9 protein-coding genes are annotated in these 19554 nt (G+C 49.2%); 5 read left to right on the top strand and 4 right to left on the bottom strand.

All coding sequences use genetic code 11. The features are described from left to right. Window positions 1-1220: 1220 nt before the first annotated feature. Window positions 1221-2033: a helix-turn-helix transcriptional regulator gene (locus tag ACAW87_RS23460; protein ID WP_370726092.1), complete on the bottom strand. Its 813-nt coding sequence runs from the start codon at window positions 2031-2033 to the stop codon at window positions 1221-1223. A 138-nt stretch (window positions 2034-2171) separates the two neighbouring features. Then, window positions 2172-2903 carry a LytR/AlgR family response regulator transcription factor gene (locus tag ACAW87_RS23455; protein ID WP_370726091.1) on the bottom strand — a complete coding sequence of 244 codons (732 nt, stop codon included), beginning with the start codon at window positions 2901-2903 and terminating at the stop codon, window positions 2172-2174. A gap of 243 nt (window positions 2904-3146) precedes the next feature. Here ACAW87_RS23455 and ACAW87_RS23450 point away from each other — a divergent pair, with 243 nt between their 5' ends. Next, window positions 3147-5183, top strand: coding sequence for a sensor histidine kinase (locus ACAW87_RS23450; RefSeq protein ID WP_370726090.1), 2037 nt, complete (start codon window positions 3147-3149; stop codon window positions 5181-5183). Between the two features lie 447 nt (window positions 5184-5630). Further along, window positions 5631-6092 (top strand): IS200/IS605 family transposase, encoded by a 462-nt coding sequence (gene tnpA, locus ACAW87_RS23445; RefSeq protein WP_370726089.1) that lies wholly within the window; start codon window positions 5631-5633, stop codon window positions 6090-6092. Window positions 6093-6247: 155 nt separating this feature from the next. On the opposite strand, the gene ACAW87_RS23440 is transcribed toward tnpA, so the two are convergent. Next, window positions 6248-6475, bottom strand: coding sequence for a hypothetical protein (locus tag ACAW87_RS23440; protein ID WP_370726088.1), 228 nt, complete (start codon window positions 6473-6475; stop codon window positions 6248-6250). A gap of 298 nt (window positions 6476-6773) precedes the next feature. On the opposite strand from ACAW87_RS23440, the gene ACAW87_RS23435 reads away from it, so the two are divergent. Then, window positions 6774-7088 carry a hypothetical protein gene (locus tag ACAW87_RS23435; RefSeq protein WP_370726087.1) on the top strand — a complete coding sequence of 105 codons (315 nt, stop codon included), beginning with the start codon at window positions 6774-6776 and terminating at the stop codon, window positions 7086-7088. Between the two features lie 111 nt (window positions 7089-7199). Further along, window positions 7200-16355 (top strand): SdrD B-like domain-containing protein, encoded by a 9156-nt coding sequence (locus ACAW87_RS23430; protein ID WP_370726086.1) that lies wholly within the window; start codon window positions 7200-7202, stop codon window positions 16353-16355. A gap of 376 nt (window positions 16356-16731) precedes the next feature. On the opposite strand, the gene ACAW87_RS23425 is transcribed toward ACAW87_RS23430, so the two are convergent. Next, on the bottom strand, window positions 16732-16923 hold the full coding sequence (locus tag ACAW87_RS23425; RefSeq protein WP_370726085.1) for a hypothetical protein: 192 nt from the start codon (window positions 16921-16923) through the stop codon (window positions 16732-16734). 217 nt (window positions 16924-17140) lie between these two features. Between ACAW87_RS23425 and ACAW87_RS23420 the strand changes: the two genes are divergently transcribed. Next, the gene (locus tag ACAW87_RS23420; protein WP_370726084.1) at window positions 17141-19051 is read left to right on the top strand and encodes an ATP-binding protein; all 1911 of its coding nucleotides are present in this window, start codon (window positions 17141-17143) and stop codon (window positions 19049-19051) included. The last annotated feature ends 503 nt before the right edge of the window (window positions 19052-19554 follow it).

The following is a 19554-nucleotide window of genomic DNA, read 5'->3' as shown; positions in this document are numbered from 1 at the left end:
TAGTGCGTTTGATGACAACTTTATCATTGCCGTTTATTTACCATAGACATACAAGTAATCGATCTGTTGTGAAATGGTAGGGTTTATTGGGACACAGACTTTGGCTGACTTATCAAGGCCATACAACTAAAAAAAGCCTCAAAACACGGCGTAAGCACGATCGAACTGGGGAACCGGCCGATTTCAAAGCCGAAGTCCTTAAAATGCTTAACAGTGGTCAGGCAGCAGCTTACGTTTCCAATAATCTGCAAAAGTTGGTTAGTTCACAGCGTATCAGGCCCAGCATGAGCCGGGCCGCGCCACGGAGCCCGACGATCCTTACGGCAACGTCTTTGCGGAATTGTTTTGAAACCGCCTAAAGGCAGAACTATTAGGAGGTGGCTGCTTTTGGGGGTGGATGATGCCCGCACAGAAATTTTTGAATACATTGAAAGCCATTATAATCGAGTGTATAAGCACTCGTTGCTGGGCTGTAAAATCCCTGAACAGGTTGAGAGCGAGTACTATAAAAACTTGCAAGTTTTGTGTGTTGCTAAACCCAACCATCCCATTGGCCAGGCCTTATCCTACAGCCCCATGATCGGGGTGCGAGTGCTACGACATGATGTGACAGATGTTGTACCGCGATGGCTTTCTGAAAAGAGGGCTGTAATTATCAAAGTACACTCTCAATGCAATATTTCTTAAATACTCGCATTAACTGCCAAAAGCAGTCTTCGTATTTATCTTCATTAAAGGCATTTGCCTCTTTTAATAAATTACAAATCTGAGTTCGCTCCGACGGACTCGCTAGTCGATCGCTTGAGAAACAGACTTTCTCAGTACAAGAGGGGTTATCAAATACATTCGCTCTAGCCCAGGATGGTTCTAAATAAACAGACACTAAGTCGAGCGATTCGTTGGCTGGAATCTGAACGACCCGGTCGTTTTGTCGATCGTCGGGGGTGAGTAGATTGACCCATACAGGGCTACTACCGTACGTACGTGTACCTTCTGAATTACCTTCAGATGTTCTAATCATATATCTCAATTGCCACCGGCCCGAATGTTGCCCTAATAATGTGGCGAACTGCACGGTCTCTTTTGGCGGATACTGTATCCGAAAACAGGTGATATCCTGACTGAAATAAAGTTCGTGAACAAAAAAAGACATAAGTATTTTAATAAAGCGAAGATAATGACCACGGTAAAAAATTATATCAAATAATTTAGACACTTCATTAATCTTTACCGTGCGCCTTTTTATACAATCGAGAAAAACCAGAGGTATGATTATAGCCAATTTTATACGCTATTTGGGTAAAATTATACTCCCCGGATTTTAACAGTTCTTTAGCATATGCCATTTTATGATCTTGAATATATTGGTGTGGACTTTTCTTGAACGTTTCTTGAAATAGTTTTTTGAATTTACTAACACTCATATGTGCCATCAAGGCCATTTGTGAAATAGTTGGAATTGGGCTATGGAGGTCAGCGATGATTGCATCTCCAACACGAAGTATATCATCGATATCATCTTCTTTGAATCTGATTTTCGATCTGGTGTTTGGTTCTATGTAAATGGTAGTAAGTAACCTGAATATAAGGTCTAAGAAATGCGATTGAACAGATACCTGCTTAAACGTCTCCTCCAGGTAGTAAGCAACAAATACCTTGTGCCTAAGCCGTACAAGACTTGTTGAACTTAACCATGTGTCGACTACCTTCGACAGGGCAGTATCGATATTTTCCTTATCAATTAAAGAATATTCTTCCAGCCAGTCTTTTTTTAGTAATAATAAAAAATGAGGAAGAAGGTCAGTTTCAATATCAATCACAACGTATTCACCGTATAGCTGAGACTGTATAATCGACAAAAAAGCGGCCCGATCAATTTTATCTGTTGTTAAGGCACAGCCATACGTTAGGTAGGCATCAGCTGAGTATACTGTTGACGAATCATTTATTGACCAGACCATTGGTATACTGTCAGAGCCGATAGAGGTACCGGTGAGATGGCTAACTGTGATCAGAAACTTGTTGGTGGACATAAGCAAGCCAGACTATTCAATGCGAGCATCAAAGTCACTATGCTTATCGTCCAGAGTCAACGCGTTTCGTTTAAACAGGCTACCTAACGCTATAAATCGGCTATATTCTGTTTAAGGTGCGTACTTGGCCTACCCAAGCTATCCTATTTTTTTATAAAGATCGAACAATCCCTTCCGGTAACTCCGGCCAACGGGCAACGCAGACCGATTGCTGAGCGTAACTTCCGAATCACCGACCAACATGACAAACGCCATATTGATGATGAATCGCTTATGAATACGGACAAAGAGCGCCGTAAGATCTTCGTCGAGCAACGTGCTCAATGCCTTTTTTAACGCATACTTTTTATGTACACTAAATAGGTAGCAGTAATTTTTGTCAGACTCTATATAAAGTATATTACTCAGCAAGACTTGCTCGTGCTGCCCTTTTACGCCACTCAAAAAAAGATACTGTCGGTCAAGCAAATTGTATTGTAGCTTCTGACTATTTTCTTCACAAATACTATTCAGCGTTGAGTGCAACGTATATACATTTATTGGCTTGGCGATGAATCGGGCAAAGGCTTTTTGCTGTATCTGAGCAAAAAGCTCATCAGACGGAGCGCTCGATATAAAAAGAAGCGAGATAGGGCGATGACCAATATGCTCGGCAATACGCAAACCCACCGGTTTTTCTTGTATGTACACATCCGCAATAATGATATCCACCTCATTAACATCCAAAAACGTAAGCAAGGGTTGTAAGGCTTGAAATATACCGATCACCTCAAATTGAACAGCTTTACTTACAGACTCCGCCAACATCATCTGTAATGTGAGACGGTCGATAGCACTGTCTTCCAGGATGAGTACGCGCACGGTTTTCATTACTTATTTTTGTACATATGTGTATAATGTAAACTTAGTGTAATTTATCAAACAACATTGTGCTTAAGCATACAAATGGTAATGTCAGTTGTTTTGGCACTTAAATAAGTCGTTTTGGCAAAGGACACCTACGGTTAGATGCACTGTAACGGGTAGATAGTTAAAATGGTACATAGCGTGCTTGATACTAAGATCGTATAATGTATTATTACCACCAACAACCGTAACTAAATCTGGAACTTAATGAAAGCGATTCTCATAGCAGGACTGCTTGTCTGTCTCTGTAAACTCTCGGTTGCTAAACCTAAAGAGTTTAAATTATTTCAGGACTACTACATAAAATGCATGAATCTGGATAGTCTTGAAAAAGTAGTTTATGACTATAGAGATAATAGTAAAAACTATTTGCATCAGTTGCTGTGGCTGGAAATGAGTCGGCGCGGTATTTCAGATTCCTTTGGTGTGGATTTAGCCACCATAAAGCAATTAGCTAATAAGTATGAAGAACCGCTCTCAACAGCAACGTATCACTATCTGGAGTCCTTAAAAGTGCGGGAGTCCAACTTAGCTGGTGCTACCCGAAGTGAACTTGAAGCACTGCGTCTATTTAAAGAGATGAATGACACAACTGGAATACTCGCCAGTTATGTGGCTTTTCTTGCTCTGAACGCAGATCGTAAAGGCTATTTTGTCAATAAAGTACAGACAGTTGGTTTCTATTTCGATGCCATTTTAGCCATAGGGTATCATGCAAAGAATCCCCTCAATAGGTTGATTGCGTATGAGACGATCTTTCACTTTGAGAGAAGGATAAAAAAAGTGCAAGACTTTCAAAAACGGACAGATTTGGTTGAGATCTCTTTAGAACTGATCCGAACGTACCCCTACTTAGAGCCAGCTAAGCTGACCTTGTTGATGGCTATTGCTGCTTTTTATGACAGGCATAAGCAGCATGGTACTTCGCTACAGTATATGATTTTAGCAAGCGAAGTGTTTAAAAAGCGAGATGCAAAACCGTATTATACATTGGAATATAATTTATCGATGGCTTATTACGAAAATCATATGTATAACGAAGCAGAGTCGATTGTACTACTACAGATTCCAAAAATGGAAAATTCACTTACAGTAAATTATAGTATATTAATAGGTTTCTATAGCATATACGCTGATATATTGACTAAAAAAGGGCGATACGAGGAGGCCTGGAAAGTGCGTGGACAAATAATTGATTTATGTATTGCACGAAATCAAAAATTGAAAGACAGTATATTTGAGGAATTACAAACGCAGTACGATACGGAGCAAAAACAAGCTCAAAATCAGTTATTACTAGAGAAAAATAAAGTAATCGAAGCAAATAATGAGAAAATAAAACAAGAAGGTCAAATTCGCGCACTAATTGATAAGCAAAAGTTAACTCAAAGTCAGGCCTTGAGCTACAAGCAGAAACTTGACAACCAATCGCTCCGTCAAGCGAATACGTCCATTGAACTACAAGCCAGGCAATATAGAACATGGTTGATCGCTAGCCTGTTTGTATTCTGTCTAGTGAGTTTGCTATTGTTTTTATTGTACAGATCTGTCGTTAAGCAGAAGCAGCTAATGCGGTTTAGGGACAAACTCTATACGATCATCGTCCATGACCTGCGCGAGCCAATCAACAGTCTGCAGAACGTAGGTACCTTGTTGAGTCACCTGATCAAAAACAAGCAAAGCCAGGAGATCAGCGAGGTGACGCAGCAACTTGACCGGATGGGCCAACAAACCAATCTGCTGCTCAACAACCTGCTGGAATGGGGAAAGAGTAATTATTTCGATCAACAGTCACTGCTGCAGCAACTGGACGTTGCGCCTTTACTAAACGAATTGAGTCAGGTTTATAAGGTAGTAGCCGAGTCGAGGGGAGTCACGCTGTTTGCGAATATACCGGGTACGTTTCCGCTTATGGCTAATCCCAAAGACCTGTCGCTGATTATTCGTAATATGCTCGATAATGCCATCAAACACTCACAGGAAGGTGGTACTATCGAACTCGCTGCCCAGGAGACTCCTGTGGGCCAGCGTAGTATTGAAGTGCGGGATACTGGTGATGGTATTGTCCCCGACCAATTGGCGTATCTGCAACGGGTATTTGCCGGTAAACAAAAACCGCAGGTAGGTTTCCACGGTCTGGGGTTAGGCATGGTGCTGATCAGTGAATACGCCAAAAAGAATAAGGCGATTCTACGATTGACGAGCCAACCCACTCAGGGTACCACGTTTTCGCTCCTGTTCTAATCGTGAAAATACGGTCAGCATTGTTTCCTGAATGAGGTAATCGTGCACAACAGCGTGCCGTAGGTACGCGTGAGTTGCGTACCTACGGCACGCTGTTGTACGGGTTGTGGATCACGCATTTTCTACCGACGCTGCGCTGTTATGCCCCGATGGGGCAATACCGCTGGGGCATTAATCCGGGCATTATACCATTGGGATATGACAGCGCAGCGTCGGTAACGTCGACATTGCTCACCGGAAATGATATCGTCGGGTTGGTCATGCCGACGTTGCCCCATGGGGGCATAACAGCGCAGCGTCGGTAGAAAACAACCACGCCCCCGATTGCCAGCGTGCCGTAGGTACGCGACGGGCCGCCGTTGTGTTTTTGGATATTCTATGCACCTAAGAGGCAATCGGTATTGTGTTAATTTGCTGAAATTAGCCAGGATCAACACCGTCACAAGCATGCCGAACACCTACACCCAAATTCACATACAGCTTGTTTTTGCCGTTAAACATCGCGCCGCAGTTATCGGGCCTACCTGGAAATATGAACTGTATAACTACATGACAGGGATTATTCAGAATCATAACCACAAGCTCATTGCCATCAATGGTCTGCCCGACCACGTTCATATCCTGATTGGTATGCGACCGACCCAATCGCTGTCCAATCTGATGCAACAACTCAAACAGGATTCATCGAAATGGATTAATGAAAAACAACGAACGTCTGGGCGGTTTGCCTGGCAAGAAGGGTATGGTGCTTTTTCATACGGTAAAAGTCAGCTACCGGCCGTTATTCAATACATTGACCAACAAAAAGAACACCACAAAACCCGCACGTTTCTTGATGAATACCGCCGATTTCTGGATGTATTCGGTATTGAGTATGATGAGCAATTCTTATTTAAACCGCTTGAATAGAGTGCCCCGTCAGGGGCACAATAGCGTAGCGTCGGTAGAACAAGGCAAGCCAGCCAGTTTAGGCGTGCCGTACGTGGTGGTTACGTACCTACGGCACGTCGTTGTGTATGCGTTGTGAACCAATCGCTTTCTACCGACGCTTCGCTGTGTAATTCCTACGGGATAGGTCGCTCGCTCGGCCGTGTTGCCCCGGTAGGGGCATAATAGCGTAGCGTCGGTAGAAAAAAAGGACAGCCAGCCAGTATTGGCGTGCCGTAGCCGGGCCGCCGGAGCGGTACGCGACGGGCCGCCGCTGCGGTACGCAACAACCCATCAGAACCACCCTTTTGTACGCCACCCACCGCATACCCCGTTGCAGAACCCGTCTTATATTCCGTTGGCATACCCCGCTACGCAACCCATCGTGTACCAACCCGACTGGTACAAACTGCGGTTTGGTACAGATATTGATAAACCCTCGACCGCTTCAAACCGCTAGCTCAACCCGTCAGTCGCCTGTCCCTGTTGTGCGTAATAATCGATTGTATAAGTACTAATAACTAGAGAGGGCGGCGCATTTTAACGTGAAAAGACTGCCGTTTGACCGTGTGTTATTCTTTGGCAACAACATTAAGCTAGTAGGCAAAATGCATGGTAACGCATTTGCATTTAGGGCAGATAGACCCAAAAACGTCTGTTCCAATGGAGAGCCTTCCCAACTGCCATCTCGCCAATAACAAGTATCGAAACAGCTATAAAGCCTATCCAGGCGAGCTGGCTTTCTACGCTTTCCTCAGCGCTTTCAACACAACATCAAGCGCATTACGGCACTCTACTTCCTCTTTACAGGCGATTCGTACTACTGACCGCTCTGGTCAGCATAACGATTTCATCGATCAACTTCGGCCGTTTTGCCATCTGACTCACTTATTCAGACAGGTTACGCTGTGGCTCATCGGTTCCTTAACAAATCCTCAAGTACCACCCGACATAGGCGGGCTTCACACGCGGTCGTAGGGACCTGGTCTGCTCCGAATTCAGCACCATCTACTTAGTCAAATTACGCTCACCAATTCAATCTGTTGGCCAATCGACAATCTAGTGGCGATTGGCACAGGATCCATTCACATGAAACAACGATTACACACCTATCTGATGCGCTTAGTGAAGCAAATCGCTTTGCTGTGCCAACTGCTGGCAGACGTACCTGTCTATCTACTCAAGCGGATAATTGCCGATAACGAGCCCCTCCGACCTCACCAGGATCAGGCGGTGAACTTCTGGCAACGGGCCATGACGTTTTTACAGGCCCACTGGGTTGTTGATCAGATGAACAGGACCACGGTGGTTGCCTGTATGCTTCTGCTAACCTGGCTGACTCCCGGTGGCTATGCCCAGACGCTTCAGCCAACGCTGACGACGCCCGCGCAGGACAGGCTGGCCCTGAATGCCCCTCACCAGGCAATGGCTACTACGGCCAATCCGGTTGCGCGGAAAAATGTCGGTGGGCCGGGGCCGACCAACCGCGCGACTAAAGCGGGGGCGGGACTTCCCCCGGAGGTTCAAAAGCTGGACGGCAAGGCTGAAGCAGCCATGCGGAAGAAAGCGGGCAAATCGCTTCAGAAGGCGCAGTCTACCCTGCGGTTTGAACAGAACCGGGGGCAGTTGGCCAATACGGCCGTGCTGTTTACGGCCAAAGACGAGCAGGCTACCCACTTCTTCACCAAGAGCGAAATACGCTCGGTGATTACGAGTAAAAAAGACAGCGCACAGGCGGGTTATGCCCTGCAATTTTTAGACGCCAATCCCGAGGTAGCCGTTAAAGCGGCTGATCGGTTCGACGCCAAAAGCGGAGCCATCAACTACATTACCGCCGAAGGCTCGTTTGCCAACGTGGAGGGTTTCCGGAAGATTGCTTACAACGGCCTATGGAAGGGCGTTGATGCCGATTTTTACGAAAGCGAGGGCAGCATGAAGTACGACTTCATTGTACAGCCCCACGCCGACCCCGCGCAGGTACGCCTGAAACTGGACGGCGCTACCAACGTAAAAGTAAACGTACAGGGCGAACTGGAATTTACCACCCCCTTTGGTACCCTGCAAAAAGGCAAGCCCTACACCTACCAAACCATCAATGGCAAGCAGGTAGAAGTTGCGGCCGCCTATGTGCTTAAGGACGGCGAGATTGGTTTCCAACTTGGCGACTATGACCACAGCCTGCCGCTCATCATTGACCCCATTGCCCTGAAGTGGAGTACCTATCTGATGCAGGGAACAAATGTGGTTAATGACATCTACGTACACCCCACCACGGGCAGGATCTATCTGGTGGGTAGCACCGCAAGTACAACCTTCCCTAATACGCTTGGTCGTACGTTCGGGGGTGCTACTGGTACTGATTTCTACCTGTCGGGTGATGCCTTTGTTACCTGTATGGAAAAGGATGGCACCACCCTGGTGTGGAGTACCTACATCGGTGGTGCTAAGGCCGACAGGGCATTAGCCGTTTCGGTAGATGCAGCGGGCGATGTCTATGTGGGCGGTAGCACGTTTTCGTCCAATTTCCCGGTCAATGGCACCACGGCGGCTTATGACGCCACTTATAATATTGGTAGTACTACCATGGATGATATCTTCGTGCTTCGTTTAAACAGCACGGGGGCTACACTCAAATACTCTACATTCTTTGGCGGTAATTCATTTGATAGTGGTGGTTCCGGAGGTTTAGTTGTCACCAATGGTATCGTTTATTATGGGGGAGCGAGTAGAAGTCTCGACTTTCCCATTACGGACGGTGCTTTCCAGACGGCTACCTCAACTACTCCTTTTATTGACGCTCGACAGGTTCTTTTTGGTCTCAATACCAATGTGGGCGGTGCATCAGGCCTAGTGTTTTCCACATTTTTTGGAGCTGGAAATCAAGCGACTTTCACCTCTCTAATAGAGGACAAAGACGGCAATCTCTGGTTTTCGGGCATGACAGAATATGGCTCGGATTTTCCCCTCTCGGCCAATGCCGTTCAGAAAGTTTCCAGTAATGGTGATGGTAATCCTAATACGTTTAACAACTTCGTAGCCAAGTTCAGTAAAAGCGGGCAATACCTCTATTCATCCTATGTCGATCCTCTATATGGGAGCCGACTGAGTACTGGTGGGCTAAATCTCGCAACAGATGCTCAGGGAAATCTCTATGTCTCAGGGGGCGCGTTTACTAATTTTGGAAATCCGCTTAGCAATAAAGTAACCAATATCGCTAATTACTATGATTTTGGACTTACGAGTACTACTCAGTATGCTTTTGTGGCCAAAATACCCTATGATCTTACCCCTCAGTACAATTTTGTGAGTGTATTCCCGGTCGGATTTTCTGATGTCGCCGTGGATAAGAAAGGTAATATTCACCTTACCGGGTCTAATCCTTCAGGCATCCCGGCCCCACTCACCGCAGGTAATTTGAATATCAGTGGCGGTGCTTATTACTATGTATTATCACCTTCGGGCGGCACTGTGTTGTATGGTACAGGTTTAAGCAGTGGGTACGACTCAGGAGGTGATAATATATTGACTGTCAATGATAAGTGTGAAGCCTACGTGGCTACCAAAGTTCTCTCTACTGGTACATTTCCTGTAACGCCTACCTACCGTGATTTCGAGACCAATACCCAAAAAACGGTATATAGGGCTTCCAAAACAGAGTGGGGACTATCGGTGTTTCATGAGCCCATTCCCAACAACAATACCATCCCCAATTTTGCAGCGGGCAACAATACCTTTTGTGTGGACGGCGCCATCTGGCAAAACCCCAACGATGGACCCATCATCGGCAACACGGCATTTTATACCAGCGGCGATGGGTCATTGCCCACCCACAATATCCCTAACACGACGTTTGGACCTCATCCCACGCCGGCCTCCCCGGCGGTGCAATACCAATGGCAAAAAAGCCTCGATGGCGGCACCAACTGGATCAACGTAGGTAATGGCACTTATGATGTCTATAAGCCTGCGCCCGAGCCGGCAGCGGGTACGGTACAATACCGCCGAACCATCCTGGGCTTTTGCAGCGATACGTTGTCGATTTCCAATGTGATTTCGGCCACCATCGCCGGTAATTTTACCCTGCAAATAGCCACGCCCGCCAAGCCCGTGTATTACTGCCCGGCCGTAGCGGGCACCGACCTGGGCGTGAGCGTTACGGGGGCTTCGGGGAACATCTCGTGGCAGTGGTACGATGGCTATTCGCCCCTGACGGGCAACGGCATCATCTCGCCATCGAGTGGCACCGGCACGCAGGCCGACTTTACAGCACAGGTGGGTACGCTGGTGTCGAGTGGCGGCTTCTATCGACTGGTGATCACCGATGCCGGGGGCTGCCGCAAAGAAGCCTTCGTGTCTATTTCGCCCAAGACGGCGAGTGCGGGTTTATCACCAACGATGCCCCTTTGCCCCGGCACGGTAATCAGTGTGAAACTCGGGCCATCCGCCATCAACCCTGATTTCGATTATTTGTGGACAGGACCGAGCGGCTATACGTCTACCAGTCCCAATCCTACCGTTACTGCGGCAGGTACGTATACCTTAAAAGTGAAGCTCAAAACCGATGCTACCTTCTGCTCACCGGGTAAGACCGTCGTCGTAACGGCCAGCACACCGTTTGCGTCGGCTCTGACCAATATCACCAATAAAACCTTCTGCCAGGACGATACCCCGGTGGCCATTGGCTTACCGGGTACGGCCCCGGCGGGCTATGTGTTCCAGTGGGTACCGGGTACCAACCTCGACAATCAGCAGGCCTTCAGTCCCAAGTATGACCCCGGAAACGTACCCGGCGGCCCGCCCGTTGGCATCACCAATTATACCTTTACGGCCCTTCGCCTGTCGGACGGCTGCGTATTTGAACGCACCATGACCGTTACCAATACGGCATTGGCCTTTGCCTTTGCGGGCAGCGACCGTATCGGCGATGGTTGTACTACCGGCACACGAGACGAAGTGGGTGGAGTAGAAACCACGGGACTCTATTTCCAATGGACGGCCATCAAGACCGACTTTACCGCCGGGTTGGCTTCGCTCAAAGCCAATGCTGCTTTTGGCATGGATGCCGTAGGGCAGCAGGTAGGTACCAATAAATTATTGAACGCTAAATTCCCCCTTTGCTCGGCCAACGGCAATAAAGGCTATTACATTGATTATCAACTGAAAGCCTCCTATGCCCCGTTTAACAACAGTTGCTTTACGGCCGATACGGTGCGGGTATTTATTCCTTGCTGTGGCGACCAACCGGTTTGTCCCACATTCAGCTCCAATTTGAAAGGCACCACCGGGGTGTGCAGCGGAGCCACCACCCAACTGTCCATCAACCCCATTCAGGGAGCCACTTACGTCTGGACAACTTACAGCGTCAACGGCGTAATTCAGCCCGCCGGTACAGCTCCGAAAGGCTTGTTTGTGAATAACAACGGGGTAAAGGGAGCTGCCATTACGGGTAGCGGTCCACATCCCACCTCGGTCATTGTTGATTTCGACAATGCCGCCTGGGGCTGGTCGGGTAATAACGTGGTGGTGTATGAGGTGACCCAAACCTACGATTTAGGCAATGGTATCGGTAACGGTCCCTTGACCTGTATAGCCCGGCAGCAGGTCTTTTCAGGCCTGAACGGTACACCTAAGATCGGGGTGCTTGATCTGGCAATCTGTACCATTCCCTTACCCGGTACTCGGGTGGGTACGGCGGGCAACGCAGGTCCTTATACCCTGACGGGTGCCAACTACACGCAGGCTCCCAACTCGGCCTTCAACTGGGCCTGGACGTTAGCCAACGGCCAGGCTGCTACCGGCATCACCGCCGGTGGCACCACGCCCTTCCCAACCTTTAATCCGGGGGCTACCACCTCGTACCAGGTAACGGCGCAGGATCCGGCAACGGGCTGTATTGCCAGAGACACGCTGGTGGTGAAGGTAAAGCCCGTCATTGCAAATGCCGGCCTTAATCTGACCGACATTTGCCCCGGTTCACTGGTGCAGTTGGGCACTGCGGCTCAACCCGATCTGAGCTATACCTGGACGCCATCGGCGGGGTTAAACTTCCCGATCGGCACGCCCAACAACACGGTGGCTCAGCCGTACCTCACGGTTCCCGGCCCGGCTCCCGCTACGCTGACTTACACCGTCAACGTAACCGATGCGGAAACGGGTTGTCAGGCCATGGATAATATGACCATTGGCGTAACCAGCACGCCTCCGCCGGCCATTGCAGCGGCAACGTATGTCGGATGTGCCAATGGAACGTTTGCCGTTGGCCCTGCCGGTTCGCTGACGGGAGCTACCTACGCCTGGACGGTACAAAGTGGCTCGGCCGATTTGGCCTGGCTCAGTTCCACCTCGGTACGTAACCCCACCATTACGCTGCCCGCTGACTTTAACGGCCCGGCCGTGTTCCGCCTGACGCTCACCAAAGGAATTTGTGGGTCGGTCTTTGCCGATTATACCATCAACAATGACCCACCCATGAACTTAGGTGGTCCCTATACATTTGCCTGTGGATCAACCAATAATCTAATTGGCGAAACCTACCTGCCCGGCTATACCTACAGCTGGTCGCCGTATTCCGGGTTAACCACCAATGGAACAACAGCCTATGCCGGTGAGAATCTGTCTCAGGTACGTGTAAAATCCCCTAACGTGATCACCACGTACACAGTGACCCGCAAAAATGACCTGACGGGTTGCGTGCAAACGGCCACGGTGGTAGTAAACCCACCGGCAGGTGTAGCAGTCGATGCCGGTGCGGATAAAGCCTGGTGTCCCGGTTCCCTGCCTATTCCCATCGGAGCATCGGGCAGCGGCACCCTCACCTGGACGGCCAGGGGGTACACGGCCAATTTATCGGCAGCGACCCCAACCGCCATTGGTGCAGGGATGACCTCGGGGCAAATGCTGGGTTATTTGAGCGGTACGAGTGGTGCCGTGGTCAATTTTGTGCAAAGCACCCCCGTTTCGGGCCAATATGTCTATCGACTCACCTCCACCGCTAATGGCTGTTCTATTTTTGACGATGTTATCGTCAGAGTAAGTCCGGTAGTAACGGGCATTGCCGGCCTGGGCCAGAACGTTTGTCTCGGTGGCTCCGTCCAGTTAGGTGCAACGACTAACCCAACTTCGTTAAATTATCTGTGGACGGCCTTGAACCCGAGTAACGCAGGCAATACTATCAGTGATGCTACCGCTGCCCGTCCGTTCGTCGCGCCAACGGTGAACACCACGTATCAGGTAACCTATACCGATCCCATCACGGGCTGTTCGGCCGATGAGCAGGTGACGGTGGTAGTCAATCCGCTACCGGCTATTACGATTAGTACGTCGGTTGCCTGTGCCTCAACCGGCGCGCAGGACCTAACCAGTTTTGTGACCAATTATGCCACGCTGACCAATCCCGTCTGGTACAAAGACGTATACCCAGGTGGTGTAGTGGTAACGACTCCAACGGCCGTAACGGTCAATCAGACAACGACCTATTTCGTAGTTACCCAAAATAGTTTGGGTTGTAGAGCCACGGCGCAGCTTACCCTGACCAAACCGGTAACGCCCAACATTACCGCCAACGGTCAAGTGGATTGTACCACCCGTACGTTTAACCTCGCCACCATTCAGGGTACCCCCTCGGTACCGGGCAACACGCTCGAATGGCACAGTGCCAACAACACCGATGCTGCTACGCTGATTACCAATCTGTCGGTGGGCGTGGGTACGTACTACCTCTTCGAGAAAACAGCCGCTCCGGCCAACTGTTACTCGGCCAGCGACGTAATCGTGATCGCCAGTACCTGTCCGGCTATAGCCAGCTTAGGTGACTATGTGTTTGAAGACGTGAACGCCAACGGCATTCAGGAGTCAACTGACAAACCCATCCCGGGTGTAACGGTGAGCCTGCTTTCGTCAGGTACGTTGGTAGCCACGACCACCACCAATGCCAGCGGTCTCTACAGCTTCACCGGTTTAACACCGGGTGTGCCTTATTCGGTGAGCTTCACGGCTCCGGCAGGCTTCACGGCAACGGTTCAGAATAACGGCGATGATGCGCTGGACAGCGATGGCAACCCAGCTACGGGTCTGACGGGCGTCTACACGCTGACGGCCAACGAGAACAACCCGACGGTGGACATGGGTTATTACCGGCCTGCGTCACTGGGTGATTACGTCTGGGTGGATGTCGATAAGGATGGTCAGCAGGATGCGGGCGAGTCCCCCATTCCGGGTGTGATCGTCACGCTGGTCAGCAACGGCACGGTCGTGGCGACCACTACTACCGATGGCAGCGGCCTATACAGCTTCACGGGTTTAACCCCTGGCAAGCCTTACTCGGTAAGCTTCACCACACCAGCGGGTTACACGGCCACCACGCCTAACTCGGGCAACGATGCAACAGATTCTGACCCGGTGGGTGGCATTACCGCCCCGGTAACGTTGACCAGTGGCGAGAACAACACCACGCTCGATGCTGGTTTCTACCTCATCACGCCTGGTCTGACGGTCACGGTAAGCAGTGCGCCGGTGTGTAACTCACTGACAAACAACTACACCGCTACAGCCAGTGTCAGCCTGACTAACGTTCAGGCAGGTACGACGCTGACTTTGACCGACAATGGTATTACCATTGGCACCGTTTCGTTAACAGCGGGACAAACCACGGCTAGTTTCGCCACCTCGGGCAGTAGCAATGCCAGCAGCCACACCCTTGTTGCCACGCTAACGGGCGGCACCTCGGCCAGTGTGACCTATACGGCACCAGCCCCCTGTACGGTCTGCTCGCTAAGTTTAGTGACCAACACGCTTCCCAAAGCACAGGTTACCGTAGCTTATAGTCAGACCATCCTTGTCACTGGTGGTACACTGCCCTACAGCTTCTCGGTGGGCGCAGGTACGTTACCAGCGGGTCTATCGCTCAACCCAACCACCGGCATTGTATCAGGAATTCCTGCCATCAGTGGGGCATTCCCAACCACGTTGGTGGTGACCGATGCCCGTGGCTGCGCCGTTCTACTGCTGCTCTCGACGTTCCAGGTCGATATGGCACCAGACCTGGCGATAGCGGTCGTAGTCAACAGTCCTGTCTGTAACTCGGCCACCAACACCTACGTGGCCACGGGTACGGTCTCGCTGACCAATAGCCCGGCGGGCAGCCTGACCATCACCGACAATGGTAGCACCGTAGCGATAATTAACGTCACGGCGGGCCAGACCTCAGCCAACTTTAGCCTGACGGGTATCAGCAATGGGCCAACGGTGCAACTGGTGAGTGCTTTACTAGGCACCACCTCGGCCGGCACCACCTACACCACACCGGCTTCATGCACAGCTGGCGCACCGGCCTATGCCATTGCCAAAACGGTGAACCTGAACCGGGTCGAGAAAGGCGGCATCGTTACCTATACTATCTCGCTGACCAACATTGGCAACGCCACGGGCACCAATCTGGTGGTGGGCGATCAGCTGAGCACTGCGGCGGTGACGTTCGTGGGTAGCCCTACCGCTTCGGTAGGTACGTTCAGCCCGGCGGGTAACTCGGGGAACTGGAGCATTGCCTCGCTGGCGGCCGGTCAGGTGGCCACATTGAGTTTCCAGGTGCAGATCAACGAAGAGGGCCTGACTTATAATACCGCTACGGCTCCAGATGGCAAAACCGTTACGGCCTGTCTGACGGTTCCCTACCATGTCTGTGCCAACGTTGAGTTTGAGTTCCAACTTACGGCACCGGCTAGTTATAGCACCTACCAATGGTCGCGCAACGGTGTACTGATTCCGGGGGCAACCAGTGGTGTCTACAACGTGACGGCCATTGGCGAATACACCGTCTCGACGACGAATGCCGCTGCCTGTCCGAGTGGTACGTGTTGCCCCTTCGTGGTGGTGGCCGATGCCGCACCAAGTCTGACAGCCGTGGGTGTGGCCGCTACCTGTACCGGAGCTACCCCGCTCAACAATGCCAGTATCAGTCTGGTGGGTAGCAGCACCAATGCGGTAAGCTACAACATCAGTGCGGGTACCAGCTTCACGGACTCGGCACCGCTGTTTGCCAGCAATCAGCCCTTATTGGCGGTTGTTGGTGGGGTGTTGTTGGTGAACCAGCCGAATCCGGCGCAGGCTCCTGGCAGCAGCTATACGATTCGGGTGTATGCAGCCAACGGTTGTTACAGCGATGTGGTGGTGGTCATTCCACCGGCGCAATGTGCATGCCCACCGGTTAAGTGTGTCCCGGTTACCGTGAAGAAGGTAGTACGTCGATAAACCTTAGTTGGCGACGAACACCAGTAGTCGCCGAATCTGACATTAATGCTAGATAAGTAGTTACTGTAAAGCCCGGCTCATCTTGAAGCCGGGCTTTCTTGTGTAGCTGGTGTCGAAGATTAATGCGACCTGTTTCAAGGGATTTTGTTACCTGGCCTTTAGGTCAGGCCAACCGATTCCTGATTGATTTTACGTAACTGTTGAGGTAGAGTGTTGTCAGGTCTCCGACCTGACAGGTATAGGGGTCCCCGACCCAGCTAAAGTAAACTCAACCACCGCAGGTTTGTTCTTCGAGCGTTGAGTAGCCTTCGATCGGGTCGGGGACCCAAAAAAACGTTAGGTCTCCGACCTGACGACACACTCTACCTATAAACAGTTACGATTTTACGAAATAAATAAGCAACATTCCCGCGTTGAGTTTGCCTGACGTCAGCGAGGCTTTTTGCCCCGGTAGGGGCTTAACAGCGCAGCGTCGGTAGAAAACCAAGTCCTCCCGATCCTCAGCGTGCCGTAGGTACGCCACATGACTGGGTTGCGTACCTACGGCACGCTGAACGATGAGAGGCATTATTGGTTTTCTACCGACGCTGCGCTATTAAGCCCCTACCGGGGCAAAGAACGGATGATCAGATAGAGATGGTATGCGTTGCCCAGTCAACTAGTTAAGTCTAATTAGCGAATAATAAGCATGGCTGCACAACCATGTAATTAAGCCATTTTTAGGGAGTAAAAATGAGCATAATTACCTGTATTATTACACTGCCATCCGTAGCTCGTAACTTCATATGAAAACCATCTTTATTGCATCCATTTTTGCCTGTCTAGTTGTATCCGCTATAGCTCAGAATAAGACCTACCGATCATTTCGGGACTATTATGTCGTGAACATGAATCCAGACAGCCTTGAGAAAGAAATATACGCTCGAAAACGAGATCAGGCGCAGTATATGCACAACCTGATCTGGCTGGAGTATAGTCGTTTCACAATCTCTGATCGTTTTGGTGACGATCTTGAAGAAGTCAACCGGTTGACGCGTCAACAAAAATCAGGGCTCGCCAGAGCGATGTACAACTATATAGTTGGTCTACGCTATAAAAACGAAGATCTTCCCAAGTCTCACCTCCACTTTCGGGACGCGTTGATGTATTTTGAATCAGTTCAGGATACGGCAGGAATGGCTCATTGTCATTTTGCGCTCATGCGTCTGAATATTACTAACTTGGATGAGCAAGTTGGTAGTATGAGTGATGCAAAAATACATTACGATAAGGTAGTCAATCTTATTGCTCAGTCCAGCGATGATCGCGACAAAATAAGTTTGATTCCTGGATACTTATCTTACGAGAATCAGTTTTATAAAGGAAGACCATTTGCAGAAATAACAGCCGCTTATGGAGGTATACTTCAATTGATAAAGAAGCATCCAGAAATGAAGTTTATATTAAAAAATCTATATCTAAATCTTGGTTTTTTATATAATGAGAGAAAAGAATTTAAAAAAGCGGTAACCAATTATGAGTTATGCTTAACTAATTCTAGTCATTGTAGCGAATATAATTTAATAGGGATTTACACAAATTTAGCTGCTGTATATAATAATTTAGATGATAATGTTAAGGCTGAAATCTATCTAAAGAAAATTTTAGCAGCAAACAATCCAAAAAACCATGTTAACGATTACTTAATGATTGAAGTGAATTTTTCCATGGTAATGAATAATATAAAACTTAAAAAATTCGACGGTACAATCCCCTATTTAGTTACTTATGATTCACTCCGAATAGCTTATACTGAACACCTAAAAGCACGCGAGCTACTCAACCTGCAAACCAAATATGAAACCGAGAAAAAGGAAGCCACGATCCGAATACTCGAATTAGAGAAAGAGCGCATCGGTTATCGAAACAGACTCATGATGAGTGGATTGTTTGTTGCTCTATTGGTCAGTGGAGTCATAGGTGTTTTGGCTTTCCGGCTTCGCCGAACAAACGCAGAACTACGTAGCCTCCAGCAATCGAGAGACAAACTGTATACCGTTATTGCGCACGACTTGCGTGCGCCCATCAATAACATGATGAGTGTTGGTACACTACTCAAACACCTTATTCTGCAAAATAAAAGTGAGGAAATAGAAGAAGTAACCAACCAGATTAACCTCATGGGGCAACATACCAGCCTACTCCTCAACAACTTACTTGAATGGGGAAAAACTAATTATTTTGAGCAATCGTCAACAGCCCAGCAAATTGATGCCACCCCTTTGTTACAGGAACTCACTCAAGTGTATAAAGTACTGGCAGAAGCTAACGGCATCACGATGACGGTGTCACTTCCAGCCAGTTTTCCGTTGTTAGTCAATCCCAAGGACCTGTCTTTAATTGTAAGAAATTTGCTCGACAATGCGCTTAAGCATACGCCTAGTGGCGGAAGTGTAGCCTTGACGGCTACTACCGTTCCACTGGCAAATACGATGCAGGCTATAATTCAGGTACGTGACAATGGGAAAGGCATTGCCCCCGACCAACTGACATACCTGCAACAGGTTTTTGCAGGCAGGCTTAAACCACAGGTGGGTACGCACGGGCTGGGGTTAGGTATGGTGTTGATCACTGATTTTGCCAGAAAGAATGGCGCCACATTACGATTAAGCAGTCAGCAAGGCCAGGGTACGGTCTTCGAGATCATCCTGGCCTGATGGGTATCCATATCCATTAAAATCTTGCCAGTTTACCAGATTAGTGTTCGTGCATACCTGCTTCTGTGTTAGTAAAGAAATTCCCATATACTCCAAAGGCGGCTACCTGTACATCTATGATAATCGCTCCAACCGAGTAATACGCGTTGCTCCTTCGTAGTAGCGGCTGAGGCCGTACTAAGTCTGACAGCCGTGGGCGTGACCTCTACGGGGTATAAACCGCTCAGTTTGTGAGCAGCAGCACCAATGCCGTGAGCTATAACATAAGTACGGTTACCAGTTTCACTCCCTCAGTACCGCTCTTAGCCGGTAGTCAGCAACTGTCGGCGGTCTCAGGCGGGATATTAATGACCAACCAGACTAATTCAGGTCAGGCACCGGCTGACATCATTGATACAACGTTCGGTTCATCCCCACGCTCGTGGGGAATAGACTGGAAATTTACATGAATTCGCGGTTTTTCGATGTCAAAGAACGAGTATGTGGATTAGCGACTACCTTTT

The organism is Fibrella aquatica, assembly GCF_041321135.1.
Taxonomy (GTDB): domain Bacteria; phylum Bacteroidota; class Bacteroidia; order Cytophagales; family Spirosomataceae; genus Fibrella; species Fibrella aquatica.
Note: the sequence above shows the minus strand (reverse complement) of the source record. Positions and strands in the feature narration are given on the sequence as shown.

What these genes read in the sequence shown, in the direction of transcription:
- ACAW87_RS23460 (WP_370726092.1), bottom strand. Translation starts at nt 2,033, where the DNA reads ATGTCCACCAACAAGTTTCTGATCACAGTTAGCCATCTCACCGGTACC.
- ACAW87_RS23455 (WP_370726091.1), bottom strand. Translation starts at nt 2,903, where the DNA reads ATGAAAACCGTGCGCGTACTCATCCTGGAAGACAGTGCTATCGACCGT.
- ACAW87_RS23450 (WP_370726090.1), top strand. Translation starts at nt 3,147, where the DNA reads ATGAAAGCGATTCTCATAGCAGGACTGCTTGTCTGTCTCTGTAAACTC.
- tnpA (WP_370726089.1), top strand. Translation starts at nt 5,631, where the DNA reads ATGCCGAACACCTACACCCAAATTCACATACAGCTTGTTTTTGCCGTT.
- ACAW87_RS23440 (WP_370726088.1), bottom strand. Translation starts at nt 6,475, where the DNA reads ATGCCAACGGAATATAAGACGGGTTCTGCAACGGGGTATGCGGTGGGT.
- ACAW87_RS23435 (WP_370726087.1), top strand. Translation starts at nt 6,774, where the DNA reads ATGGAGAGCCTTCCCAACTGCCATCTCGCCAATAACAAGTATCGAAAC.
- ACAW87_RS23430 (WP_370726086.1), top strand. Translation starts at nt 7,200, where the DNA reads ATGAAACAACGATTACACACCTATCTGATGCGCTTAGTGAAGCAAATC.
- ACAW87_RS23425 (WP_370726085.1), bottom strand. Translation starts at nt 16,923, where the DNA reads ATGCCTCTCATCGTTCAGCGTGCCGTAGGTACGCAACCCAGTCATGTG.
- ACAW87_RS23420 (WP_370726084.1), top strand. Translation starts at nt 17,141, where the DNA reads ATGAAAACCATCTTTATTGCATCCATTTTTGCCTGTCTAGTTGTATCC.